Annotated in this window: 19 protein-coding genes; 5 read left to right on the forward strand and 14 right to left on the reverse strand. The window is 73.9% G+C overall.

From position 1 onward, the window contains the following. Nucleotides 1-18 precede the first annotated feature (18 nt). Both ACIBEC_RS31000 and ACIBEC_RS31005 read right to left on the reverse strand, forming a co-directional pair. Nucleotides 19-387: a transglycosylase family protein gene (locus ACIBEC_RS31000; RefSeq protein WP_360500729.1), complete on the reverse strand. Its 369-nt coding sequence runs from the start codon at nt 385-387 to the stop codon at nt 19-21. Nucleotides 388-712: 325 nt separating this feature from the next. Next, on the reverse strand, nt 713-1504 hold the full coding sequence (locus tag ACIBEC_RS31005; RefSeq protein WP_360500518.1) for a transglycosylase family protein: 792 nt from the start codon (nt 1502-1504) through the stop codon (nt 713-715). Nucleotides 1505-2095: 591 nt separating this feature from the next. Between ACIBEC_RS31005 and ACIBEC_RS31010 the strand changes: the two genes are divergently transcribed. Further along, complete coding sequence (locus tag ACIBEC_RS31010) at nt 2096-2935, forward strand: hypothetical protein (protein ID WP_360500515.1); 840 nt, start codon at nt 2096-2098, stop codon at nt 2933-2935. Nucleotides 2936-3233: 298 nt separating this feature from the next. Then, complete coding sequence (locus ACIBEC_RS31015; RefSeq protein ID WP_396289393.1) at nt 3234-4106, forward strand: hypothetical protein; 873 nt, start codon at nt 3234-3236, stop codon at nt 4104-4106. Nucleotides 4107-4229: 123 nt separating this feature from the next. Here ACIBEC_RS31015 and der read toward each other — a convergent pair whose 3' ends face one another. The 3 genes from der to ACIBEC_RS31030 all read right to left on the reverse strand — a co-directional run bounded on the left by der (nt 4230) and on the right by ACIBEC_RS31030 (nt 7952). Further along, on the reverse strand, nt 4230-5684 hold the full coding sequence (gene der / locus ACIBEC_RS31020; RefSeq protein WP_360500512.1) for a ribosome biogenesis GTPase Der: 1455 nt from the start codon (nt 5682-5684) through the stop codon (nt 4230-4232). A 245-nt stretch (nt 5685-5929) separates the two neighbouring features. After that, entirely contained in the window at nt 5930-6643 is a 714-nt protein-coding gene (gene cmk, locus ACIBEC_RS31025; protein ID WP_360500509.1) for a (d)CMP kinase, read from the reverse strand. A 223-nt stretch (nt 6644-6866) separates the two neighbouring features. Then, entirely contained in the window at nt 6867-7952 is a 1086-nt protein-coding gene (locus ACIBEC_RS31030; RefSeq protein ID WP_360500506.1) for a prephenate dehydrogenase, read from the reverse strand. 397 nt (nt 7953-8349) lie between these two features. On the opposite strand from ACIBEC_RS31030, the gene ACIBEC_RS31035 reads away from it, so the two are divergent. From ACIBEC_RS31035 to ACIBEC_RS31045, 3 genes are all read left to right on the forward strand, one after another. Continuing rightward, nucleotides 8350-10683: a DUF4139 domain-containing protein gene (locus ACIBEC_RS31035; protein WP_360500504.1), complete on the forward strand. Its 2334-nt coding sequence runs from the start codon at nt 8350-8352 to the stop codon at nt 10681-10683. A gap of 2 nt (nt 10684-10685) precedes the next feature. Then, nucleotides 10686-12329 carry a mucoidy inhibitor MuiA family protein gene (locus tag ACIBEC_RS31040; protein ID WP_360500502.1) on the forward strand — a complete coding sequence of 548 codons (1644 nt, stop codon included), beginning with the start codon at nt 10686-10688 and terminating at the stop codon, nt 12327-12329. An 87-nt stretch (nt 12330-12416) separates the two neighbouring features. Further along, nucleotides 12417-12779: a DUF952 domain-containing protein gene (locus ACIBEC_RS31045; protein ID WP_360500499.1), complete on the forward strand. Its 363-nt coding sequence runs from the start codon at nt 12417-12419 to the stop codon at nt 12777-12779. A 50-nt stretch (nt 12780-12829) separates the two neighbouring features. Here ACIBEC_RS31045 and ACIBEC_RS31050 read toward each other — a convergent pair whose 3' ends face one another. The 9 genes from ACIBEC_RS31050 to ACIBEC_RS31090 all read right to left on the reverse strand — a co-directional run bounded on the left by ACIBEC_RS31050 (nt 12830) and on the right by ACIBEC_RS31090 (nt 24491). Beyond that, entirely contained in the window at nt 12830-13837 is a 1008-nt protein-coding gene (locus ACIBEC_RS31050) for a helix-turn-helix domain-containing protein (RefSeq protein WP_360500496.1), read from the reverse strand. Nucleotides 13838-14159: 322 nt separating this feature from the next. After that, on the reverse strand, nt 14160-15437 hold the full coding sequence (locus tag ACIBEC_RS31055; protein ID WP_360500494.1) for a pseudouridine synthase: 1278 nt from the start codon (nt 15435-15437) through the stop codon (nt 14160-14162). Between the two features lie 62 nt (nt 15438-15499). Beyond that, a complete protein-coding gene (locus ACIBEC_RS31060; protein ID WP_396289408.1) occupies nt 15500-16087 on the reverse strand; it encodes an SMC-Scp complex subunit ScpB in 588 nt (195 codons plus the stop codon). 293 nt (nt 16088-16380) lie between these two features. Next, nucleotides 16381-17283: a segregation/condensation protein A gene (locus tag ACIBEC_RS31065; protein ID WP_360500491.1), complete on the reverse strand. Its 903-nt coding sequence runs from the start codon at nt 17281-17283 to the stop codon at nt 16381-16383. 694 nt (nt 17284-17977) lie between these two features. After that, the gene (locus tag ACIBEC_RS31070) at nt 17978-18595 is read right to left on the reverse strand and encodes a hypothetical protein (RefSeq protein WP_360500489.1); all 618 of its coding nucleotides are present in this window, start codon (nt 18593-18595) and stop codon (nt 17978-17980) included. 41 nt (nt 18596-18636) lie between these two features. After that, nucleotides 18637-19704 (reverse strand): ParA family protein, encoded by a 1068-nt coding sequence (locus ACIBEC_RS31075; protein ID WP_030245868.1) that lies wholly within the window; start codon nt 19702-19704, stop codon nt 18637-18639. A 425-nt stretch (nt 19705-20129) separates the two neighbouring features. After that, nucleotides 20130-21245, reverse strand: a complete 1116-nt coding sequence (gene ald / locus ACIBEC_RS31080) for an alanine dehydrogenase (RefSeq protein WP_360500484.1) — start codon at nt 21243-21245, stop codon at nt 20130-20132. Nucleotides 21246-21505: 260 nt separating this feature from the next. After that, nucleotides 21506-23608 (reverse strand): tetratricopeptide repeat protein, encoded by a 2103-nt coding sequence (locus ACIBEC_RS31085; RefSeq protein WP_360500482.1) that lies wholly within the window; start codon nt 23606-23608, stop codon nt 21506-21508. Between the two features lie 235 nt (nt 23609-23843). Next, nucleotides 23844-24491, reverse strand: a complete 648-nt coding sequence (locus tag ACIBEC_RS31090; RefSeq protein WP_360500479.1) for an NUDIX hydrolase — start codon at nt 24489-24491, stop codon at nt 23844-23846. Nucleotides 24492-24546 lie beyond the last annotated feature (55 nt).

Below are 24546 nucleotides of genomic sequence, written 5' to 3' on the forward strand. Positions count from 1 at the left end.
CATCCTCCCGCACCACCCCTACCCGGGCCCAGTCCCGGCCCCACCCCCGGGCCCGGCACCGCCGCCCCGGGCTGCCCCGCCCCCGAGCATCCCCAGTTCCCGCGCACAGGAAGGCCAGGCCTCCCACCCCTGCCGCCGTACGATCTCCTCGCCCACGGTCGTCTGCTCCCGCCGACTCGCGTGGTCCGGTCGGTCGGCGAAGCGCAGGCCGTCGGACTCCTCCCAGGTGGAGGGCCGGATCTGCAGCCCGCCGTAGTAGCCGTTGCCGGTGTCCGCCCGCCAGTCGCCGCCGCTCTCGCAGTCGGCGAGCTCGTCCCACACCAGGTCCGCGACCCGGACGGCAGCGTCGGCCCGCACGGCACCCATGGCAACCGCCAGCACCAGCATCACGGCAGCACCACCCCGGACCACAGCCCGACAGCGACCTATCGCTTCATCACGCGAATGCGGCATGGCAGCCGAGCCTAGGCACGCCAGGCGCCACCCGCCACGAAACGCCGACGGCCGCTCCCCCACTCGGCGGAGTACCCGCGCGAGGGAGAAGCGGCCGTGGGAGCCGGAGCCGCTGGCACATCCGAGCAGCCGGTGTCAGCCGCTCACGAGGCCTCAGGACTTTTGAGCCTCAGGACCGTGGAGTCTCAGGACCTCCGAGCCTCAGCAGCTCGGATACACAGCAGCCCGGTTACACAGCTCGGATACGCAGCTCAGATGCTCAGATGCTGAGGGTCTGACCGGGGAAGATCAGGTCCGGGTTGCCACCGACGACCTTGGCGTTGTTCTTGTACAGGTCGTGCCAGTCCAGGCCCTGCGCGGCGGCGATGGAGCTCAGGGTGTCACCGGACTTGACGGTGTAGTTGCCCTTGGCCGGCTTGGCGTCGTTCGAGCCGGTCCAGGCGTCGGCGCCCTTGTCGGCCTTCGGGGCAGCAGCCTTCGGGGCAGCAGCCTTCGGCGCGACGTCAGCCTTGGGCGCGGCAGCGGCCTTCGGGGCCTGCGCCGGCTTGGCCGCCGGGGCGGCGGGCTTGGCAGCCGGGGCGGCCGGAGCGGCCGGCTTGGCGGCGGTCGAGCCGGAGGTGGCGCCCGCCGAGGTGTCGACGGCGGCCGGGGCGCCGCCCTTGGTCAGACCGGCCTTGACGGAGCAGACGGGCCAGGCGCCCGGGCCCTGCGAGGCGAGGACCTTCTCGCCGATGGCGATCTGCTGCGCCTTGGTGGCCAGGTTGGCCTGCGAGGCGTAGGCGGTGCCACCGAAGGCGGCCCAGGTGCTGGAGGTGAACTGCAGACCGCCGTAGAAACCGTTGCCGGTGTTGATGGCCCAGTTGCCACCGCTCTCGCACTGGGCGACAGCATCCCAGGTGGAGACCGAGGCGGCGGAGGCCGAGGTGGCCGTGACGAGGCCGGCCACCGGCAGGGCCGCGACAGCGGCGCCCGCCACGACAGCCATCCGAACGCGGTTGCGCTTGGTGGCGGTGGAGGTGGTGGCAGCGGCGTTCTCGTTACGGAAAGTCATGAGGTTCCTCTCGACAGCCCCGGGCGGACATGCGGAACCAGACCCTGCGAGGGGCCGCGTTCGCTTGCCGCGTCCGTCGGGCGGCCGTGCACGTGTCGGACGTGCCGCTGCCGCCCCGGCCACCCAGCCACTCGCCGACGACCTGTTCGAGCGATCGCGTCGGCGGGCACCGGCCGCACCCGGCGGACCGGGGGGCTGTGCGTCGGGGGTGAACCCGGGTGGCGCTCGTTGCGCCGACCAAGAAGCTACGAGCCGGTCGGCGGGGATTCCAAAACTCGAACGGTCTGCCCAGCTCAGCCAAGGGTTACCGGAGGTAAGACCCACACAATCATGTCCGAAATGTCGGATTTAGCCATTGATTCCTAGATCAAACACCCCCGCCGCGTGACTCACCTCACCGCTTCATTCCGGCAGTCCCGTCACCGACATCGACAGATTGCGACCACGAGAACACGCATCGCGGTCGGATAGGGGGCAATTCCCGTCAGCCTCGACGGGCACCCGTGACGCCTGACACAAGGGCCCGTTGGTCATGTCGACCTCCCCCTGTCCGCCCCCGAAGCCCCATCCGCATCCATCCGAGGAGACCCTGTGCCGCGCATGCTCGACGTCAGCGACGAGGTCCGGTCCGAGATCGGCGACGACGAAGCCGACCGCCTACTGGGCGGCGACCGCGCCCCCGACAGCTACGAGTGCACCTCCTGCCGGACCCCCGGTGACACCCACGTGGAGCCCACCAGCACCGTGCTGTTCGTCGGCGACGAGACCGCCGTGCTCGCGTTCGCGCACGCCCGCTGCATCCCCTCCCAGGTGGTTCCGGTCTCCGAGGCGCAGCTGGTCGGCGCCGTCCGCAGCATCAGCCAGGCCCAGACCGGCGCCCCGGACCTCGCCATCCCCACCGCCCCGGCACCGGGCCCGGCCACCCCCGCCGAGTCCGCGGCCCAGTCGCCCGCCCCCGGCCAGGCCGCCATCCTCGGCATCACCTGCGGGCTCGTCCTGCACGGCAAGGTCGGGCACGCCTCGCTGGTGGTCGAGCCCACCGGCCCGGTCGGCCGCCCCGGCAGCACCTCGGGCGAGGACGAGTTCCTCGACCTCCTCCAGGACGCCGGCTTCCAGCCCGTCGCCAACCTGGACGAGACCCCGGAGCAACTGGCCGGCTGGTCGGTCCTGGTCGCGATGGGCAAGCTGCACGCGATCCTGCAGCCCGCTGCCGCCGGTGGCAGCACCGGCTGGTGGCAGGCGCACCAGCCGCTCCAGGTCACCGACGCCTGGCGGATGGCCGCGAGCCAGCTCTCCGAGGTGACCATGTACGCCGTCCCGGCCGGCATGGTCGGCCGCCAGCCCCGCGAGGACCTGCTGCGCCAGGCGCTGGAGCGGGCGGTGGCGCTGGGCCAGGTGGTCGCCGCCTCCCTCCCGCTCGCCGGCACCTGATCCGCCTCCTCCCCTCTCTACGCGCCGGACGGCGGCCGCCTCCACCTCGGGCCGCCTCCGGCGCGGGCTCGCGCCCCGTAGCCCGGCCGGGCCGTGCACATCCGCGCCCCGCGCCGCGCGCTTCCCCCGCATGAGCCCCTCGCATGGAACGCAACACATGAGCGCCACTCATGAGGAGCTCCGCACCGCACATGAGCATCACTCATGGGCATCGGCATATGAGCATGACGCATGGGCGCCCCAGCATGAGCGTTGCGCATGGGCGCCCCAGCATGAGCGTTGCGCATGGGCGCCGCCCATGAGCAGCACGCATGGGCGCCCCCGCATGAGCGCCCCGCATCCCCCGCCCCTCTCGCTCGTTGGCCCCTACGTGTACAGCTACGACGTCTCCGCGTCTCCCGGCCGCTCCGCCAGCGCCCCCCGCTCGATCCCGGGCATGCGCCCGTCGTACGACGCCGAGCACCCGCACTCCATCACGCCGATCTACGACGAGCTGTACTCCGAGTACCGGCGCCTCTTCCGTGCGCTGCCCGGCGACCGCTCGGGCGAGGAGGACCTGGCGTTCACCGGCTTCGCGGTCCGCGACGGCTACCCCCTGGTCGGTGAGCAGCGTCCGCACCCGCCCCAGCACCAGGCCTTCCACACCCTCGCAGGCCAGATGCCGGGCCTCCCGCAGTCCCTGTCGTCCCAGCCGCACGGCACGGGCTTTGCCTCCGGTCACAACGGCGGCCACCACAGCGGGCACACGGGCAGCCACCACCACGCCGGGCATCACACCGGAACCCACACCGGGCACCACCCCGGAGCCCATGCGGCCCACGCGACCCACCCCAACCCCGCCGCCACCACCAGCAACGGCCTCGGCCACACCGCCCCACCCCCCACTCCCGCCCCCACCTCCAACCCCAACCCCAACCCCAACCCCGCCCCAAACTCGTCCCAACTCGCCGGCACACCACCCCAGTTCACCAACGGCCAAGGCTGGATCGCGGCCGGCTACCTCGGCCCGATCCCGCACCCGGTGTCCGTACCCGCGCCCGCACCGCCCGCGCCACCCGCACCATCCCCGGTGATGGGTACCGCCACCGGGCTCGCCACCACCCCGTCCACCGGCGGCCGCCACCGCCAGATGCTCTCCCTCCCCCCGGGCCGCAACGGCGATCACCACTGACACACCGCCCCACCGGCGCACAGAAACGCCGAAAGGCCCCGCCACCACCGTGACGAGGCCCTCCAGCCGTAGGTCCGTCGCCCGACTACGACGACGTACTACCGGACGTACTTACTGCTGCTACTACTTCCTCTTGCGCTTCTCCCGGACCCGCACCGAGATCGAGATCGGCGTCCCGACGAAGCCGAACTCCTCACGCAGCCGGCGCTCGATGAAGCGCCGGTAGCCGGCCTCCAGGAAGCCCGAGGCGAAGAGCACGAAGCGCGGCGGACGGATGCCCGCCTGGGTGCCGAACAGGATGCGCGGCTGCTTGCCACCCCGGATCGGGTGCGGGTGGGCGGCCACCAGCTCGCCGAGGAAGGCGTTCAGGCGCGCGGTCGGGATGCGGGTCTCCCAGCCCTCCAGCGCGGTCTCGATCGCCGGGACGAGCTTCTCCATGTGCCGGCCGGTCTTCGCCGAGACGTTGACCCGCGGGGCCCACTGCACCTGGACGAGGTCGCGCTCGATCTCGCGCTCCAGGTAGAAGCGGCGCTCCTCGTCCATCTGGTCCCACTTGTTGTAGGCGACGACGACGGCACGCCCGGCCTCGACGGCCATCGAGATGATCCGGGTGTCCTGCTCGGCGAGGGTCTCGCTGGCGTCGATCAGGACGACCGCGACCTCGGCCTTCTCCAGCGCGGAGGAGGTGCGCAGCGAGGCGTAGAAGTCGGCGCCGGCGGTCAGGTGGACCCGGCGGCGGATACCGGCGGTGTCCACGAACTTCCAGGTCTTGCCGCCGAGTTCGATCATCTCGTCGACCGGGTCGCGGGTGGTGCCGGCCACCTCGTTGACGACGACGCGCTCCTCGCCGGCGACCTTGTTCAGCAGGCTGGACTTGCCGACGTTCGGTCGGCCGATCAGCGCGATGCGGCGGGGGCCGCCGGGGGCGGCGTCGCCGAAGGTCTGCGGCGGGGCCTCGGGCAGCGCGGCCATGACGGCGTCGAGCAGGTCGCCGGAGCCGCGGCCGTGCAGGGCGGAGACCGGGTACGGCTCGCCCAGGCCGAGCGACCACAGGTAGGCGGCTTCGGCCTCGGTGGACGGGCCGTCGACCTTGTTGGCGCACAGGACGGTCGGCTTGCCCGCCCGGCGGATGATCTTGATCAGGGCCTCGTCGGTGTCGGTGGCGCCGACCTTGGCGTCCACGACGAACAGCACCGCGTCGGCCTGCTCGATGCCCAGCTCGGCCTGGGCAGCCACCATGGCATCGATGCCGAGGACGTCGATCTCCCAGCCGCCGGTGTCGACCACCTTGAAGCGGCGGCCGTTCCAGGTGGCCTCGTAGGTCACCCGGTCACGGGTGACGCCCGGCTTGTCCTCGACGACGGCCTCGCGGCGGCCGATGATGCGGTTCACCAGGGTCGACTTGCCGACGTTCGGGCGGCCGACCACGGCCAGCACCGGCAGTGGGGCGTACTCGGCGCCGTCGAAACCGTCGACGCCGTCCATGTCGAAGCCCTCTTCGGCGGCAAGGGCCATGAACTCGGCGTAGTCGGCGGCGTCCAGCCCATCGTGATCGGCGGCGGCGTGCTCTGCGGTCATGTTCGTCTGTTCCGTTTCCCGGCCCGGCCCTTCCCAGGGGCGTGCCGTGCGTACCTGCCCCGTTCGGGGCAGCGCGATGGTTGTCTCCGCGGCGCCTTGGCGGCCCGCGGTTCACTCAGTGGCCGGACCGACGGCAGTCGGACCGGCAGTACTTCACGTCGGCAGTGCTTGACGCCGACAACGGTTCACACCGACTGCTTCCCGCCGACAGCGGTTCAAGCCGACAGCGGTCGGACCGGCAAGGGTCAGACCGAAGACAGCCCGGCCCGCTCCTCCACCAGCGCGGCGATCCGGTCGATCACCTGCTCCAGGGTGAGATCGCTGGTGTCCACCAGAACCGCGTCCGTGGCCTGGGCCAGCGGGGCCGTCTCCCGGGAGGAGTCGGCGGCGTCCCGGCGGGCGAGATCGGCGGCCATCGCGGTGATGGTCGCCTCGTCCACGCCCTTGGCGCGCAGCTCGGCCGCACGACGCGCGGCCCGGGCCCCCTCGGACGCGGTCAGGAAGACCTTGACGGTGGCGTCCGGGAAGACCACGGTCCCCATGTCCCGGCCCTCGGCGACGATGCCCCGCTCGGCGACCTCGGCGCAGCCGCGCTGCAGCTCCACCAGCCGGGCCCGCACCGCCGGCACCGCAGCCACAGCGCTGACCTGCGCCGTCACCTCGGGGCCGCGGATCGGGCCGGAGACGTCCTGGCCGTCCACCGTGATGGTGGGGCCGTCGGCGTCCGTGCCCGACACGATCACCGGCTTGCCGCAGGCGACGGCGACCGTCTCCGGGTCGTTGACGTCGACCTCGTTGGCCAGCATCCACCAGGTCATCGCCCGGTACATGGCGCCGGTGTCCAGGAAGCTCAGGCCCAGCCGGGCGGCGACCGCCCGCGAGACGGTCGACTTGCCGGAGCCGGAGGGTCCGTCGATGGCGACGACGACCGGGGCGTGCGCTCGGTCGGCAGTGTCCACGGGGGCGAACCTCTCTCTGAGCATGGGCGCCGAAGCCTGCACAGGCGGACGGCCGGGGATTGTCTCCCTCAAGGTTAATGGACCGCCGCCGTGACGAACTCCGCCGCCCGCCCCACCCCTGCCCGCAGAGCCCCTCAGAGCCCCTCAGAGCCCCGGAAAACCCCCGAAGCCCCGAGCCCCCCGAGCCCGGGAACACCCCGGAGCCCCCGAAGCCCCCGGAACCTCAGTCCCGCACGCTCCACCCGCTCGCCCGCAGGGCCTTCACCAGCCGCTTGACCGCCGTCGGCGCCACCGACAGCTGGACGAAGCCGACCTGCTGCCCGGTCGAGTGCTCGATGTCGACGTCCTCGATGTTGACCCCGGCGTCGCCGACCTCCCCGAACAGTCGGCCCAGCTCGCCCGGCTGGTCGCCGAGGACGACCGCGACGGTCTCGTACCGGGTGGGCGGCGCGCCGTGCTTGCCGGGGATCCGGGCCTGGCCGGTGTTGCCGCGGCGCATGACCGCCTGGATCCCGGCCGCGCCCGCCCGGCGCTCGCCCTCCTCGGCGGCTTCCATGGCGCGCAGCGCGGTGACGGTCTCGCCGAGGTCGAGGGCGACCGCGTCCAGGATGTCGGCGACCGCGCCCGCGTTGGCGGAGAGGATGTCGACCCACATGCCGGGGTTGGAGGCGGCGATCCTGGTGACGTCGCGCACGCCCTGGCCGGAGAGCCTTATGGCGGTCTCGTCGGCGTTCTCCAGCTGGGCCGCGACCAGCGAGGACACCAGCTGCGGGGCGTGGGAGACCAGGGCGACGGCGCGGTCGTGCTCGGCGGCGTCCATCACGATGGGCATCGCACCGCAGAGCGCGACCAGCTCCAGCGCGGCGTTGAGCGTCTCGGTGTCGGTGTCGGCGGTCGGGGTGAGCACCCAGGGGCGGCCCTCGAAGATGTCGGCACGGGCGGCCAGCGGGCCGGAGCGTTCGCGGCCGGCCATCGGGTGGCTGCCGATGTAGTGGACGGTGTCGCACCCGAGCGCGGCGACCTCGCTGCCGGGGCCGGCCTTCACGCTGGCGACGTCGGTGTACCAGTGCGCCAGGTTGCGGCGCTGGCAGTCGGCGAGGACCTTGCCGACCAGTGCGGGCGGGACTGCGATGATCGCCAGGTCCACCGGGCCGTCGACCGGTTCGGTGGTGCCCGCGCCGAGCGACTCGGCGGTGCGGGCGGCGTCCGGGTCGGCGTCCTCCAGATGGACGGTCAGGCCTCGAGCGGTCAGGGCGAGCGCGGCGGAGGTGCCGATCAGTCCGGTGCCGACGACGACGGCAGTGCGCATGGCGGGTCGCTCTCCTCATCACGATTCTCGACAGGTGCCGGGACCGTCCGGGAGCACCCGCGCCCCATCCTCCCTCATCGGCCGCGCCGAAGTCCTCACCTGCCACCCGGCAACCACGCGGGCAGTTCCCGGCAGCTCCCGGCACCGGCAACCGCGACGATCCCGCTCCCGTCCCATCCAGTGCACGCGCCGCGCCCGGAAATCCGGCGACGCCCGTACCGAAGCCGGGCAGACTGGCCGCCCGGGGAAGGCCCGGACGAGCAGCCGGGCGGATGAACGAGCGAGCGCACGTACGGGCAAGCGGGCAAGCGGGCAAGCGGGCAAGCGGGCAAGCGCGGAACCCGCGTGACACGACGAGCGGCACGCGGCAGGCAACACGCGAACGAAGGGGTTGCGCATGGACGATCAACACAGCAGTCGGACCGGGCAGACCAAACCGCCGGCCGTACCGGCCCATCCGTCGGTCCTGGACTCCGTGGTGGTGTACGCGGAGGGCGCGGTGTGCCGCCGCCGGGCGACCGTCCCGGTTCCGCGCGGCGGGCGGCTGCGCCTGACCGGCCTGCCGACGTCCCTGGACGGCCGTTCGCTGCGTGCCCGGGTGCTCGCCGGACCGGCCGGCACGGCGGTCACCGAGGCCCGGCTGGAGCGGCAGGCCGAACTCCGCAAGCCGGGCGAACTCTCCGAACTGCAAAGGGAGTTGGACGAGGCCACCGAGCACCGCAGCGTGCTCACCGAGCGCCGCCGGCTGGTCCTCGCCACCATCGCCGACACCGCCGCCCTGCGCGCCGTACCGCCGCAGCACCGGCCCGAGGAGCCGCTGCGCCGGACGCCCGCCGACGCCTGGCTGGAGCTCGCCGACTTCGTCGACGAGCGGCTGGCCGCCCTCCAGGAGCGCGCCGAGGAGCTCAACCGGGAGATCGAACTCGCCGACCACAAGCTCGACTTGGCAGCCGACCGGCTGGAGCGGGCGTCCACCGCCGCCCGGGCCGAGCCGGTCGCGACCGCCGCCACCGTCCTGCTCACCCTGACCACGAGCAGCACCACGAGCAGCACCACGGACAGCACCACCGCCGAGGGCAACACCGGCAGCACCACCACCGAGGACGCCACGGACAGCACCACCGCGACCCTCGACCTCGAGCTGGAGTACGGCGTCCCCGCCGCCCGTTGGGTGCCCACCTACCGCCTGTCCCACCGGAGCGGATCCGACGCCGGCCGCCTCGTGCTGCGCGCCGGCGTCGCCCAGCGCACCGGCGAGGACTGGACGGGGGTGCGCCTCGCCCTCTCCACCGCCGACCTCGACCGCCGCACCGACCTGCCCCGGCTCGCCTCGCTGCGGATCGGCCGCAGCCAGCCCGCCCCGCCGCCCTCCGGCTGGCGCGAGCCCCCGGCCGGCCTGTCCGACCTGTTCACCGGCTACGACGCGGCCGGCGCCGACGCCCAGGCCCCGCGCGGACAGGCCCACCGCGAGGACCGCCGCAAGGCCGCGGTGCCGCCTCCGGTCCCGCCCGGGGCCGCCCGCCTCGCCGGCCCCGGCTCGTTCGCCCCCCGGCTGGGCGGCGCCCGCCCGTCCGGCCCCCGTCCGGAGGCCCTCGCCGGGGCGGAGGGCGCCCTACCCGGGCCCTCCGGCCCGTACGGCGGCGGCAGCGGTGGCGGCGGCACCCTGAGCGCCGACGAGCCGACCCCCGCGCTCCCGCCCGCCCCGCCCGCCCCGGGCGGCTTCGCCGGCTACGGCGGCCCGCCGCCGCCCGTCCCCGCCGCCTTCGCTCCCGCCGCCTCGGTCCCCGCCGCCGCCCCGCTCCCGCAGGCCCCGGGCGGGCGCCCGCCGGAGGCGGCCCGCCGCTCCCGCCGGAGCCGCCTCGCCGTCCCGCCCCCGGCCACCGGCTTCGCCCCGGACACCACCCTGCTCGACTATCCCGACCTCGTCCTGGCCGGCCCCGACGAGGCCACCGCCCGGCGCGGCGCCCTGCACCCCCGCCCCGAGCGGGTCGAGCGCGAGGAGCTGGACCGGACGCTGCCCGGCGGCAACCCGGGCGAGCAGATCCGCCGCCTCGCCCTCCCCCGCCACGCCGTCCCGCCCCGCAAGTCGGCCGGCTCCTTCGATCACCGCTTCGACGCCGCCGCCCCGGCCGACATCCCGTCCGACGGCACCTGGCACACCGTCACCGTGGACGAGATCCCGCTCACCGTCCGCCCCGAGTACGTCACCGTCCCCGCCGTCGAGGAGAAGGTGTACGCGACCCTGGTACTCGCCAACCGCACCGACCGCGCCGTCCTGGCCGGCCCGGTCGAGGTCACCGTGGACGACGAGTACCTGCTCACGGCCGCCCTGCCCACCCTGGCGCCCGGCGGCATGCGTCGCCTGGGCATCGGTGTCAGCGAGAGCATCGAGGTGGCGCGCCGCACCGAGCTGCGCGAGTCCACCACGGGCATGCTGAAGGGCAACAGCACGGTCCTCGACCACCGGGTGCACATCCGGCTGGCGAACCGGCTCGGCCGCACCGTCACGGTGGAGGTCCGTGAGCGCGTGCCGGTCACCTCCGATGCCGAGATCCGGATCGAGGAGCGGGCCGACTGGCAGGCTCCGACCGTCTCCACGCCGGAGTGCCCGCCCAGCACCAGGCTCTGGCGGGTCGATCTGCCGCCGGGTGGCAGCACCGAGCTGGACGGCGGCTACCTGATCAAGATCCCGGCCGGAAAGGCCATCGTCGGCGGAAACCGGAGGAACTGATCATGACCGGAGAAACGACCGGGGAAACGACCGGAGCCATGCCCGGACACACGACCGGAGAAGCAACCGGGCAAGCGACCGGACAAGCGACCGGAGCCACGCCCGGAGCGACGAAGCCCCTCCCCGTCACCGCCGTCACCTGCCTGGAGGACCGCAGCCAGGTCGAGCGGTCGACGACGGTCGCCCTCGCCGCGGGCGTCCAGCGGCTGCGTCTCGGCCCGCTCACCGCCCTCGCCGTCGACCGCACCCTGCGCGCCGAGTCCACCACGCCCGGCGTCCGCGTCCTGGACGCCCGGCTGGTCCGCACCTGGTCCCCGCGCGCCCCGCTGCCGCCCGGCCCGGACGACTCCGACCTGCGCCACCGGCTGCACCGGCTGGACACCGAGAGCCGCCTGGCCGACCAGACCCGGGCCCGGCTGGAGGCCCGGCTGGCCCTGCTCGCCCAGCTCTCCGCCGACCTGCTGCGCGAGATCGGCGAGGGCGCCGGTGTCGGCGAGCTCGAACGCACCCGCTGGTCCCGCGAGCTGGACCGGGTGGACGCCGAGCGCGAGCGCTACGGCGAGGAGCTGCGCGCCGTCCACTCCCGGCTGCGCCGCCTGGAGCAGGAGCGTTCGCAGGCCCTGACCGCCCTGGACGAGGCCGAGGAGGACCCGGCCGAGCTGGTCGCCCACCTGGACCTGACGGTCGAGGCGGCGCAGCCGGGCCCGGCCGGGCTGACCGTCTCCCACCTGGTGCCCTGCGCACTCTGGCGCCCGTCGTACCGCGCGACCCTGGACGGGGGCGGGCTGCGCCTGGAGTCGGAGGCGGTGGTCTGGCAGCGCACCGGCGAGGACTGGACGAACGCCCGGCTCACCTTCTCCACCGCCCGATCCGCCCTCGCCACCGACCCGCCGGCCGTCGCCGAGGACGTCCTGATGCTGCGCGAGCGGACCGACGAGGAGCGCCGCACGGTCGAGGTCGAGCTGCGCGAGGAGGCGATCAGCGAGCTCGGGCCGACCTCCGAGGTCCCGGGTGTGGACGACGGCGGCGAGGTCCGGGTGCTGCCGGCGCCGGCCCCCGCGACCGTGCCCTCCGACGGCCGGGCGCACCGGGTGCCGCTCGGCGCCTTCACCGGCCCGGCGAGCAGCGAGTACGCCTGCGCCCCGGAGCTGTCCCCGCTGGTCACCCAGGTGGTCCGGTTCCGCAACGCGGGCGGGCATCCGCTGCTGGCCGGCCCGGTCGAGCTGGTCCGCGGCAGCGGCTTCACCGGCCGGGGCGAGTTGCGCTTCACCGCCACCGGCGCCGACGCCGAGCTCTCCTTCGGCAGTTCGGACGGCTACCGGGTGGTCCGCGAGACCGAGGAGCGCCAGGCAACCGCCGGCCTCACCGGCCGCCAGACCACCACCCGCACGGTGCGGCTGCGCCTGTCCCGCTTCTCCGGCCCGGAGGAGCGCGACGAGCGGATCGTCACGGTGCGCGAGCGGGTGCCGGTCTCCGAGGTGTCGGCGGTCGAGGTCCGGCTGCGCAAGGAGGAGTGCGCCCCGGCTCCGGACGCGTTCGACGCCGAGGGCATCGTCCGCTGGGACGTCCCACTCGGCCCGGGCGCCCGCCGCACCCTCACCCTGGTGTACGAGATCACCGCCTCCGCCAAGGTGGCCGGACTCTGACCGCCGACCGGCGGGTACTCCGACCACCGCCCGGCGGGTGACGGCCGCTCAGGAACAAACCCGGAGACAACGGGTAGAAAAGGAAACATGATCCTCCACCTCGCACCCCTGGACGACTGGCTGGCCGACCCCGGCCGCCCGTACGCCACCGCTTCGCTGCTCACCGACGGGTTCATCCACTGCTCGGCGGACGAGCAGACGGCGCTCGCGGTGGCCAACGCCTTCTTCGCCGACACCCCCGACCCGCTGATGGTGCTGCTGATCGACGAATCGCTGGTGGAACCGATGGTCAAGTGGGAGGCCCCGCACGGCGCCCCACCTCCCGGGGCCACCCCCGACGTGCTCTTCCCGCACATCTACGGGCGGCTGAACCGCACCGCCGTGGTCGGTCTGGAGAAGATCGAACGGGGCCCGGACGGCCGCTGGGCCTCCCTCACCCCCTGGAGCTGAACCCGAGCTGAACCCCGGGCTGAATCCGAAGCCGAACCCCGGAGCCGAGCTCACAGCCACCCCCGCTCCCGGGCCGCCATGCCGGCCTGGAAACGGGTGGTGGCGCCCAGTGAGCGCATCAGGCTCTGCAGCCGGCGCTGGGTGGTCCGGGCGCTCCAGCCGAGCGAGCGGGCGATCGACTCGTCGGTGAGTCCGGCGGCCAGCAGGCCCAGCAGCTTGCGGTGGTCGGCCTCCGGCTCCAGCGACGCGTCCGTGGTGCCGATCGCGGCCTGCAGTCGGACGGCCCGCTCCCACTCCGCCTCGAACAACGTGTCCAGGGCCTGGAGCAGGGCCGAGGGGTGGATCACGTAGGCGGCGTCCAGCACGCTGTCGCCGACGCTGATCGGGATGATCGCCATCCGGTCGTCCGAGATGATCATCTTCATCGGCAGCGTCGGCCGGACCCGAGCCTCCTCGCCGTCCGCGACACCGATCAGGATGTTCTTCTCCAGCCGACCGGGCCAGGCCACCGCCTCCCGGTCGTAGATCGTCCGGAACTTCACGCCCTCGCGCAGCCGTCGCCGCTGCAGCGGCATCGGCGCCACCGGGTCCTGGATGTACGGCGGGCGGTCGAAGCCGCGCACCTGGTACTGGCTGGTATCGGTGATGTGCTCCAGCCGCTGGGCGATCGCCTCGCCGCCGGTCAGCACCTCCACCGAGTGCGCCGGGTCGGTGTAGCGCGAAGCCTCCCGGAAGGCGTCCATCAGCCGGTGCATCTCGGCCCTGGCCTGCCGCAGTTCGGACTCGCGGTGGCCGATCAGGGTGCCGATCGCGACGTCCGGCGCGACCGCCAGGTAGCGCTGCCGGTCCACCGGCGCCCGGGTGGCCATGCCCTGCTGCGCCAGCCGGTCCAGGGCGCGCACGCCCTGCTGGAGCGTCAGGCCGCAGCCCTCCGCCAGTTCCTCCGCGGTGGACTGCGGATTGGCCACCAGCGCCGCGTACACCTGCCCGTCCGGCTCGGGCAGTCCCAGTGTGCCGAGGGCCCGTCCGCTGACCCGCCCCAGTGGTGCATCGGACACGACGCCGTCTCCCCCTGTTCGCCCTGATCCGCCCCACCGGTGCCCGTGCCGGCGCAAATCTGCCACGCGACGCGGTGGTGGCCCGGCGGCCATCCTCGGCTACGGATCATGACGCTGACAAGGCCGTGACCAGCGGTTGCGTCCCGGCTCACACGACCCGCACACGCCCCACACCCCACAGGGCCCGCACACGCCGCACCGCCCGCCACCCCCGTACAGCCCGCGCCACCCCGCCTTGGCGGCCCGCACCGCCCGAACGGCAAAGGGCCCCCGGCCGCAGCACGGCGACCGGGGGCCCTCAGGGGCGGGCGAACGCGACGGCCTACAGGCCGACCTCGCGCATCAGCTGGCCGACCTCCGGGTTGGTCAGGCGGCGCAGCCAGCCCGACTTCTGGTCACCCAGGGCGATCGGGCCGAAGTGCGTGCGCACCAACTTCTCGACCGGGAAGCCGGCCTCGGCCAGCATCCGGCGGACGATGTGCTTGCGACCCTCGTGCAGGGTCACCTCGACCAGGTAGTTCTTGCCGACGTTGGAGATCACCTTGAAGCTGTCGGCGCGCGCGTAGCCGTCCTCCAGCTCCACGCCCTTGGCCAGCTGCTTGCCCAGGTCGCGCGGGATCGGGCCCTGGATGGCGGCCAGGTAGGTCTTGGTCACGCCGTACCGCGGGTGGGTGAGACGGTGGGCCAGCTCGCCGTGGTTGGTGAGCAGGATGATGCCCTCGGTCTCGGTGTCCAGGCGGCCGACGTGGAACAGCCGGGTCTCCCGGTTGGTCACGTAGTCGCCCAGGCACTGGCGCCCGTCCGGGTCCTCCATGGTGGAGACCACGCCGGCCGGCTTGTTCAGCGCGAAGAACAGGTAGGACTGGGTGGCGACGGTCAGGCCGTCCACCTTGATCTCGTCGTTCTGCGGGTCGACCCGCTTGCCCTGCTCGGTGACGCGCTTGCCGTTGACCTCGACCCGGCCCTGCTCGATCAGCTCCTCGCAGGCGCGCCGGCTGCCGATGCCGGCCCGGGCCAGCACCTTCTGCAGGCGCTCGCCCTCGGGCTCGCCGAAGGTCTTGGGCAGCTTGACGGCCGGCTTGTCGTGCCGGGCGAGGACGGCGTCCTCGATCTTGGCCTGCAGCTCGCGCGAGCGCTGCGGCTGACGGCGCGGGTCACCCGGGGCGCCCTGGCCCTCACGGCGCGGACGCGGGGCCGGGCCGGGGCGCCGGCCGGCGAAGCCGCCGCGGGCAGGGGTGGCGTTGGGGCCGCCGCCGAACTCGGGGCGGTCGTACTTGCGCTCCTCGGGCCGCAGCGGACGGTCCGGGAAGCGGCGGTCGTCACGCCGGTCGTCGCGTCGGTCGTCCCGACGGCTGTCCCGCCCGTACGAGCCGGAGCCGCCGCGCGAGCCCGAAGCCGAACCCGAACCCGAGCCGCCACGGCCGCCGCCGCCCCCGTAGGAGCCACCGCCGTACGAACCCCCGCGCGCGCCGCCCGAGCCGCCGCGGCCACCACCGCTGCCGCCGCCGTAGGAGGAGGAGCCCCCGCCCCGGCCCCCGCCCTGTCCGCCGCGACCGCTCCCGCCGCCGCTGCTGTTCCTGCCGTTGCCACTGCTACGCATCAAAGTGTCCGTACGTCGTTCCGTCTGGGATGTGCGGTCGTTTCGGCCGACCTCACCGCCCCCTACCGATCGGGCCCGGCCCGACCGGCCTCGCCACTGCCGTCCGCGGACTGCGCGGCGGCGACCGCCTCCGCGATCATCGTGCCCTCCAGGGACTCCGCTTCCACGTCGTCGACCTCGGGCAGGAAGGGAGCAAGCTCCGGCAGCTCATCCACGCCGCGGAGCCCCATCCGTTCCAGGAAGTAGTTCGTCGTCCGATACAGGATCGCACCTGTTTCGGGCTCGGATCCGGCCTCTTCCACCAGTCCTCGCTGTACCAGGGTACGCATCACGCCGTCACAGTTCACACCGCGGACGGCGGAAACCCGCGATCTGGACACCGGCTGCCGGTAGGCGACCACCGCCAGAGTCTCCAGCGCCGCCTGGGTGAGCCGGGCCTGCTGGCCGTCCAGGAGGAAGCGATCGACGGCCGCGGAGCAGGTCTCCCGCGTGTAGAACCGCCAGCCACCGGCCACCAGCCGCAGGTCGAAACCGCGGCCCTGGGCGGTGTAGGAGGCGGACAGCTCGCGCAGCGCCGCCGCCACCTCGGCCCGGGGCCGCTCCAGCACCCCGGCCAGCCGCTCCTCCGCCACCGGCTCGTCGACGACCATCAGGACCGCCTCCAGCTCGGCCCGCAGCCCGGGGCCGGCGGGCTCCCCCGGGTCGGCCGGCAGCCCGGGGCCGACCGGCTCCTCGACACCGGAAGTCGACGGAGCCGACTTCCGGTGTACCACCCGGGCGTCCGGATCCACCGGATCCACGACGCCCACCGGATCCATGAGGCCCACCGGATCCACGGGGTCCGGCAGCAGCTCGAAGGCCGGCTCCAGCCGCTCCTCGACCCGCGGCTGCCCCGGCAGCCCCAGCGGGCGCCGCACCGGCCGCCCGCCCTCGTTCCCGCCGCTCATCGCCGCTCGTCCTCCTCCGCCTCGGCCGAGGCCTCTCCTCCGGCCTCGCCCGCAGCCTCGCCCGCCGGCCGGTCGAACTCGTCCGTCACCTCGACCACGCCCCGGCCCTCCTCGGCCACCCAGCGCACCCGCAGTTCGCCGAGCGCCTCCGGCTGCTCGAAGGCGAGCACCCGCTCCCGGTACAGCTCCAACAACGCCAGGAAGCGGGCGACCACGACCAGGGTGTCCGGCGCGTCCTCCACCAGCCGCTGGAACGACGCCTCGCCCAGCGCTGTGAGCAGCCCGACCACCAGCCCGGCCTGCTCCCGCACGCTGACCGGCGGGGTGTGGATGTGGTCCACGTACACGACCGGCTTCGGCCTGGGCTCCATCGCCTTGGCCGCCAGCTCGGCGAGCCGCTGCGGACCGATGGTGATCACCACCTCGGGCAGCAGCTCCGCGTGCCGGGGCTCCAGCCCGACGGTCCGCGGGCGCCGCCGCAGCTCGGCGGCCCAACGCTCGCCGAACAGCGCCGCCGCCCGCTTGTACGCCCGGTACTGCAGCAGCCGTGCGAACAGCAGGTCACGGGCCTCCAGCAGAGCCAGGTCCTCCTCGTTCTCGACCTCCGCCGCGGGCAGCAGCCGGGCGGCCTTGAGGTCGAGAAGAGTGGCGGCCACCACCAGGAACTCGGTCGCCGCGTCCAGGTCCCAGTCCGGCCCCATCGCCCGGATGTGCGCCATGAACTCGTCCGTGACGGTGGCCAGCGCCACCTCGGTGACGTCCATCTTGTGCTTGGCGATCAGGCTGAGTAGCAGGTCGAAGGGGCCCTCGAAGTTGTCCAGCCGCACCCGGAACCCGCCCCGCGACCCGTCCTCGGTCGCGCTCACGGGGGTTTCAGCTGGTTCGGCGGTGCTCGGCATGGCGGTCCATCTTCACCCGTCCTCGGCCCCCGTCCCGCCCCGGGCCCCCCGACACGCCGCCCGACGGCCCCGCCCGCGACTCTCAGCACCGCACACAGGCCCTCGCAGCCCACCGGACCCGCAGGGGGCCCGCGCCCCCGGAAAAGGCCCTCCAGCGCCCGTCCCAGACCCCGCCGGCCGCCGAGACCAACCATTGGCCCCATACCGGCGGACATCGCCCCCGAGGCAAGCGGCCTCATGAGCCCGGCTCATGCCCCTCGGCCCCCGAACCACGGCCGCACCCCATGAGCCCGGCTCATGACCCGTGAACGCCCGACCAGGAACCCCACGCCCGAGGCAACAACCCCATGAGCCCGACTCATGGCTCTCAGTCCGAGACAAGCGATCTCATGAGCGCGACTCATGCCCCTCGGCGCCGGACCACGGCCCGCGACCCCGGGCAACGACCCATGAGCCCGACTCCTGACCCTCGGCGCCGGGCCAAGAACGGCCACGCTCGAGGCAGCAGCCCCATGAGCCCGCTTCACAGCCCTCGGCGCCCAACCGCCCACCGGCGGGCCTCCGGCACCGCGCCGGGCCGATGGCCCCTCGTCGCCCTGCGGCGGCCCTGCCGGGCCCACCGCGCCGCCCTGCCGGACCCACCATGCCGCCCTGCCGGGCTTGCCTCGGGCCTGCGGGCCCGCCCTGCCGCGCCCTACCGTCCGCGCAGGCGACGGACCAGGATGGAGGCCTCGCCGCGCTGCTCCAGGTCCGCCAGGACGACCGCGATGGCCTCCCGGACGATCCGTCCGCGGTCCACGGCCAGGCCGTGCTCGCCGCGCAGCACCAGCCGGGCGTGCTCCAGGTCCATGAGCTCCTCGGCGGACACGTACACGGTGATCTTCTCGTCGTGCCGTTCACGCCCGCTGGGCCGACGCGGCGCGCGGCCGCGCGGCCGGGCGCGCCCGGCGGCGCCGGCCTGCTCCTCGGCGGCACCCGCGTGCGTCCAGGCCGCCGGGGCGGCGGCGCCTCGGCCGCCGGGCACGGTCTTCCCGGCCACCGGGGCACCCGACACGGCCTGGGACCCGCCCGGCCGCTGGACGGGCGGCTGCGCAGGCGCCGGCACGGCGGCGGACGACTGCTGCTCCGGCGTCAGCCGCCGGTCACCCTGGGAGCCCTGAGACCCCTGGGGGCCCTGCGTCCCCGCGGAGCCATGGGCGTTCTGGGCGGACTCGGCGCCCTCGGCGCCGTCCGGGCCGTTGACGGTCCGCGCGGTCTCCGGTCTGGATGCCTCGGCGGCCGAACGCGACGCGAGGGAGGGCGACAGCGCCATCCCTCCCGTGGTCCGGAACAGCTCGTCGGCACCCGGGAGACTCACTCGGCGGGGCGGCACCGGTCGAGCACCTCCCTGGCGAGCTGGCGGTAGGCGGCGGCCCCGACCGAGTTGGTGGCGTACGTGGTGATGGGCTCGCCGGCGACGGTGGTCTCCGGGAAGCGCACGGTCCGCCCGATGACGGTGTGGAAGACGTGCTCGCCGAACGCTTCGACGACCCGCGCCAGCACCTCACGGCTGTGCACGGTGCGCGAGTCGTACATGGTCGCGAGGATGCCGTCGAGGCGCAGCTCGGGGTTGAGCCGCTCGCACACCTTCTCGATGGTCTCGGTCAGCAGCGCGACACCGCGCAGCGCGAAGAACTCGCACTCCAGCGGGACGATCACGCTGTGAGCGGCCGTCAGCGCATTGACCGTCAGCAGGCCCAGCGAGGGCTGGCAGTCGATGATGACGTAGTCGTAGTCGGGCAGCAGCGGCTTCAGGGCGCGGGCCAGCGCGGACTCCCGGGCCACCTCGCTGACCAGCTGCACCTCGGCGGCGGAGAGGTCGATGTTGGACGGCAGCAGGTCCATGCCCGGGACCGCGGTCTTCAGCAGCACCTCATCGGCCGTCAGGCCCCGCTCCATGAGCAGGTTGTAGACGGTGACGTCCAGTTCCATCGGGTTGACGCCGAGGCCGACCGAGAGCGCGCCCTGCGGGTCGAAGTCGACGAGCAGCACCCGGCGGCCGTATTCGGCCAGCGCCGCGCCCAGGTTGATGGTCGACGTGGTCTTGCCGACGCCGCCCTTCTGGTTGCACATGGCGATGATCTGGGCGGGGCCGTGCTCGGCGACCGGCGCGGGGATCGGGAAGTACGGCAGCGGCCGGCCGGTGGGGCCGACCCGCTCGCGGCGCTGGCGCGCGGCGTCGGGGGCCAGCGTGGCGGCGTACTCCGGGTCCGGCTCGTACTCGGCGTCCGGATCGTCGTAGGCGCCGTAGGCGAACTCGCCGTAGGCCAGGCCGTAGGCCGCCAAGTCGGCGTCGTGATCGGTCACCGTGGTCACCTGCGCTGTGTTCTGGCGTGCTTCGAAGGTGCGGAGTGCGACCGAGCCGACCTCGGCCGAACCCACGGAGGGCTGCCGGGCCCCGGGCTCCACACTCGGCTGGCCGGCGGTGTGCTCCGCCAGTCCTGGCTGACCACCCCCGGGAGCAATTGTCGACTCATTCACAAGTCGTCTTACCTCCTTGGGCATCCCGGACTCTATGTCGATTCGTCAGCGTGGCAGCATGCCGACGGTTTGCGACTCTAGGCCGTTCAAGGCGTTCGCAGCAACACAATCCACGGTAGTGGGCAGGATGTGTCGACTATCAGGCGGGCTGCTGTCAAGGGATGAGTGGGTCAATGACCCCGACGTTTCTGCGGGCGGGTGACGTGACCGACGGAAATTGACGACAGAGCGACCTACCTGCTCCACCCGCCGTTCACGGGCACGGCGAAGCCCCCGACCCGAAGTGATCGGGTCGGGGGCGAACGACCGCCGTGCGGTCAGGCGGTTCAGGCGAGCACGCTCTCCAGGGTGACCGACTCCAGGCCGAAGGCCTCGGCCACGGCCGGGAAGGTGATCTGGCCCTCGTGCACGTTCAGGCCCTTGGCGAGCGCCGGGTCGCGGCGCAGCGCCTCCTTCCAACCGCGGTTCGCCAGCTCGATGACGTACGGCAGCGTGGCGTTGGTCAGCGCGTAGGTGGAGGTGTTCGGGACGGCGCCCGGCATGTTGGCCACGCAGTAGAAGACCGAGTTGTGGACCTGGAAGGTCGGGTCGTCGTGCGTGGTCGCGTGCGAGTCCTCGAAGCAGCCGCCCTGGTCGATGGCGATGTCGACGAGCACGGAGCCCGGCTTCATGCGGGAGACCAGCTCGTTGGTGACGAGCTTGGGGGCCTTGGCGCCCGGGATCAGCACGGCGCCGATGACCAGGTCGGCCTCGAGGACGGCCTTCTCCAGCTCGAACGAGTTGGACATGATGGCCTTGATCTTCGTGCCGAAGATGCGGTCGGCCTCGCGCAGCTTGTTGATGTCACGGTCCAGCAGGGTCACGTCGTAGCCCATGCCGATGGCGATGGTGGCCGCGTGCCAGCCGGAGACGCCACCGCCGACGACGACGGCCTTCGCCGGGTGGGTGCCGGGCACGCCGCCGGGGAGCACGCCGCGGCCGCCGGCCGGACGCATCAGGTGGTACGAGCCGACCTGCGGAGCCAGGCGGCCCGCGACCTCGGACATCGGGGCGAGCAGCGGCAGCGCGCCGTTGCCCAGCTGCACGGTCTCGTACGCGATGGCGGTGGTGCCCGAGGCGATCAGCGCGTCGGTGCCGGCCCGGTCGGCCGCCAGGTGCAGGTACGTGAAGACGGTCTGGCCCTTGCGCAGCCGGTGGTACTCGGAGGCGATGGGCTCCTTGACCTTCAGCAGCAGGTCGGCGGTGGCCCACACCTCGTCGGCGGTGGGGAGGATGGTGGCGCCGGCGGCCACGTACTCCTCGTTGGGGATCGAGGAGCCGAGACCGGCGTTGTCCTCGATGTAGACCTCGTGTCCGTTGCGGACCAGCTCATGCACGCCGGCGGGCGTGATGGCCACGCGGTACTCGTGGTTCTTGACCTCGCGGGGGATGCCGACCTTCACGGCTAAACACGTCCTCTTGCCATGGGGGTCCCGACCGGAGAAGTCCGGTGGGCTGCGCGCACGGGGGGAAGCCTCCGGGCAGCCCGGGGCGGGGATCGCTGCGCGACTAGGTCCGAGTGTAATGAAGCCCAGTCGGCGTGTCAGCCTTCCAAAGTGAATAAATTTCCCGCACACATTGGCAGGTTCGTAGGCTTCCCCTGCGACTTACCTACCAAAGACGTCGCAACCGGGCATCTTCGACAATACCTCTGAAACGCCCGTCACCACCCGGCGTCGACGCGTTCCCGCAGGTCCGCGAGGGCCGCCCCGACGGCTTCCCGGGCGCTGTCGTCGCCGATCCTGCGGAGCACCGCAAGGGCGGCCCGGTACTCGCGGTCCGCCTCGTCGAAGCGGCGCTGGGCGGTGTGTGCCTCGGCCACCCGGGCCAGCAGCCGGGCCTCGGCCGCGTGGTCCCCGAGCGCCTGCCGCAGGCCGAGCGCCCGCCCGTACCAGTCGGCGGCGCGCACCGAGTCGCCGAGCGCCCGGTGGCAGCCGGCCCCGCCCTCCAGGGCACGCGCGCAGAGCGGTTCGTCGTCGGCCGTCCGGGCGTGCTCCAGGGCGGCCCGGTAGTGCGCGGCGGCCTGCTCCCAGCGGCCCGCCGAGACCTGCAGGTCTCCCAGGTTGAGCAGCGCGGCCGCGGCCCGGCGGGGCCGGCCGTTGCGCTCGGCGACGGTCAGCACCAGCTCGTGCAGCCGGTAGAGGTCCACGGGGGCGGCGGCGCCGGTCAGCGGCAGCGACCGCAGCAGCGCGGTGACCAGCCGCCCGGCCGAGCCGTCCAGGTCGCCCTGGCCGATCGCGTCGGCCACCGCGCCGAGCAGCAGCTCCCGCTCGCCGAGCAGCCACACGCGGGCGTGCTCGGCCGAGCGCAGCCGCAGCGCGGACGGCAGCGGCTCGGGGGCGGGGGCGCCCGCCGGGTCGAGCAGCGCGCGGGCCGACTCGGTGAGCCGGACCAGCCGCTCCAGCAGCCGGGCCCGGGCGAGTTCGGTCTCGGCGGGCCGGTCCTCCTGCTCGCGCAGCCGGACCAGCCGGGGGTAGAGCCGCCCGGGCACCCGGTAGCGCGGGGTGCCGTCGGCGGCCGGCGCCTCCTCGCCGAGCAGTTCCCGCTCGGCCAGCGCGGCCAGTGTCGTGGCCGCGTCCGGCACCGGACAGCCGACCAGGGCGGAGGCGGTGCGCGGGTCGGCGGTCTGCGCCGGGGCCAGGGTGAGGGTGCGCAGCATCCGTGCCTGGGCGGCCGGCAGCCCGCGGTACAGCAGGGTGAACGCGCCGAGCAGCGGGTCGTTGTCGGGGACGGGCACCGGCTCGGCCGGCCCCGGGCCGGGCTTCACCCACGCCGCCGGATCGCCCGCCGACTCCGCACCGGGGGCAGCCCCGTCCTCCTCCCCCTTCTTCTTGGACGCGTTCCTCGACGCGTTCCTCGGCGTGTTCTTGGACGCGTCCTTGGACGTGCTCTTCGACACGTTCTTCGGCGCGCCCGTCGACGGCGTCGCCTTCTCCGCCCCCGCCCTCGGGGCGCCCTTCGCGCCGCCCTCGGACCCCGGCGCCGTCTCCTCCCCCACCACCCGGTTGAGCTCACGCGCCGCGTCGGTGACCGCGGTCTTCGCGCTCCCCCGCAGCCACCCGGCCATCAGCCGCAGTGTGGCCGGCCGGGCGGCGCAGGCCTCGGCCAGGTCGGCGGCGCCGACCGGGTCGCAGGAGACCCGGGTGCCGCCGACCAGGTCGGCGAGCAGTTCACCGGAGGCCGTCCGGTCCAGTCCGCCGAGGATCACCGGGTCGATGTCCTCGATGCCGGTGAGCGGCCCGGCGGTGGTGGCGAGCACCAGGCAGCCGGGTTCGTCGGCGAGCAGCGGCCACACCTGCCCGGCGTCCCGCACGTCGTCCAGGACGAGCAGCACCCGCAGCCCCGCCAGCGCCTCGCGCAGCGCGACGCAGCCCGGCTCGTCCCGCCCGTCCTCGACCGCCCCGGGCAGCGGTACGGCGGACTCCGGGGCGAGCTGTTCCAGCAGCAGCCGGGCGGCCCGCGCGGGCGGCACCCGCCCGCCGTCCGGGGCGGACAGCCGGGCGAACAGCACGCCGTCCGGGTAGTCGGCCGCGACGGTACGGGCGAAGCGCGCGGCCAGCGCGGTCCGCCCGGAGCCCGGGCGCCCGGCCAGGACCAGGACCGGGCAACGGCCGCTGGCCGGACGGGCGGCGGCCGCCCGCAGCGCGGCGAGTTCGGCGCGCCGCCCGACGAACAGCGCGGGCCCGGCCGGGAGCCGGTCCAGTCCCGGGGCGGCCGCGGCGGGCGCGTCGGGGCCGGGGTCCATCGTCGCCGTCTTCCTCGCCACGCGTGCCACTCCCGATGTCGTTCCGCGCTCGGCACCCGGCGCCGGCATCCGGAGTTCGGCATCCGGCGCTGGCATCCGGTGCTGGGCATCCGGACGCGGCGCCCGGTGCTCAGCGGAGGCGGCCCGGAACGGGCGCCCTGTCTGCGAAGCGTAGTTCGACCGTCCGGCTCAGCCGAGGTGACATCCGGTCGTACGAACCGGCAAATCACCCGGGCGAATCAACCGGGAGGTTCGTTCACGCCTCGAAGGGCCGGGCCGGCCAAGGCGAGTCCGCCGGGCGCAGCGCGTTGAGCCCGTCCGGGCCGGTGAGCGCGGCGTGCACGGCGAGGGTGCCGGTGACCAGGGTCGGGTTGTGCAACTGCCCGGCCTGGATCAGTCCGATCAGTTCCGGCACCGGCACCCAGGCGACCTCGATCTCCTGTTCCTCGCCCTCGGCCGCGTAGCGCTCGCCCTCGGCCGCCGACAGGTCGGTGGCCAGGAACATCCGCAGGGCCTCGTCGGTGCCGCCCGGGGAGGTGTAGTAGTCGACGAGGATCCGCCAGGTGCCGGCCTTGCAGTGCGCCTCCTCGTACAGCTCGCGCTGGGCGGCGTGCCACGGGTTCTCGCCGGGGACGTCGAGGAGGCCGGCGGGCAGCTCCCACAGGCGCTGGCGCACGGGGTGGCGGTACTGGCGCAGGACCAGCACCCGCTGCTCGTCGTCGAGCGCGAGCACCGAGACCGAGCCGGGGTGGGTCTGGTAGTCGCGGCGGGCCCAGCTGCCGTCGGGCATCCGGACCTCCTCGCTGCGCACGCCGGTGACCTTGCCCTGGAAGGGCGTCCCGCTCGCCCGGACCTCCCACTCCTCGGCCACGTCGGCGATCACCAGGTGGCTCTGCTCGTCCATCGCTCTCCCCTTTTCGTCAGTACGACACAATCTAACGCCGAACGGCGGCCCCGCG

The organism is Kitasatospora sp. NPDC051164, from assembly GCF_044455625.1.
In the GTDB taxonomy this organism is placed as follows: domain Bacteria; phylum Actinomycetota; class Actinomycetes; order Streptomycetales; family Streptomycetaceae; genus Kitasatospora.

What these genes read in the sequence shown, in the direction of transcription:
- ACIBEC_RS31000 (WP_360500729.1), bottom strand. Translation starts at nt 387, where the DNA reads ATGCTGGTGCTGGCGGTTGCCATGGGTGCCGTGCGGGCCGACGCTGCC.
- ACIBEC_RS31005 (WP_360500518.1), bottom strand. Translation starts at nt 1,504, where the DNA reads ATGACTTTCCGTAACGAGAACGCCGCTGCCACCACCTCCACCGCCACC.
- ACIBEC_RS31065 (WP_360500491.1), bottom strand. Translation starts at nt 17,283, where the DNA reads ATGCCGAGCACCGCCGAACCAGCTGAAACCCCCGTGAGCGCGACCGAG.
- ACIBEC_RS31055 (WP_360500494.1), bottom strand. Translation starts at nt 15,437, where the DNA reads ATGCGTAGCAGTGGCAACGGCAGGAACAGCAGCGGCGGCGGGAGCGGT.
- ACIBEC_RS31070 (WP_360500489.1), bottom strand. Translation starts at nt 18,595, where the DNA reads ATGGCGCTGTCGCCCTCCCTCGCGTCGCGTTCGGCCGCCGAGGCATCC.
- ACIBEC_RS31060 (WP_396289408.1), bottom strand. Translation starts at nt 16,087, where the DNA reads ATGGTCGTCGACGAGCCGGTGGCGGAGGAGCGGCTGGCCGGGGTGCTG.
- der (WP_360500512.1), bottom strand. Translation starts at nt 5,684, where the DNA reads ATGACCGCAGAGCACGCCGCCGCCGATCACGATGGGCTGGACGCCGCC.
- ACIBEC_RS31035 (WP_360500504.1), top strand. Translation starts at nt 8,350, where the DNA reads ATGGACGATCAACACAGCAGTCGGACCGGGCAGACCAAACCGCCGGCC.
- ACIBEC_RS31045 (WP_360500499.1), top strand. Translation starts at nt 12,417, where the DNA reads ATGATCCTCCACCTCGCACCCCTGGACGACTGGCTGGCCGACCCCGGC.
- ACIBEC_RS31030 (WP_360500506.1), bottom strand. Translation starts at nt 7,952, where the DNA reads ATGCGCACTGCCGTCGTCGTCGGCACCGGACTGATCGGCACCTCCGCC.
- ACIBEC_RS31090 (WP_360500479.1), bottom strand. Translation starts at nt 24,491, where the DNA reads ATGGACGAGCAGAGCCACCTGGTGATCGCCGACGTGGCCGAGGAGTGG.
- ACIBEC_RS31040 (WP_360500502.1), top strand. Translation starts at nt 10,686, where the DNA reads ATGACCGGAGAAACGACCGGGGAAACGACCGGAGCCATGCCCGGACAC.
- ACIBEC_RS31015 (WP_396289393.1), top strand. Translation starts at nt 3,234, where the DNA reads ATGAGCAGCACGCATGGGCGCCCCCGCATGAGCGCCCCGCATCCCCCG.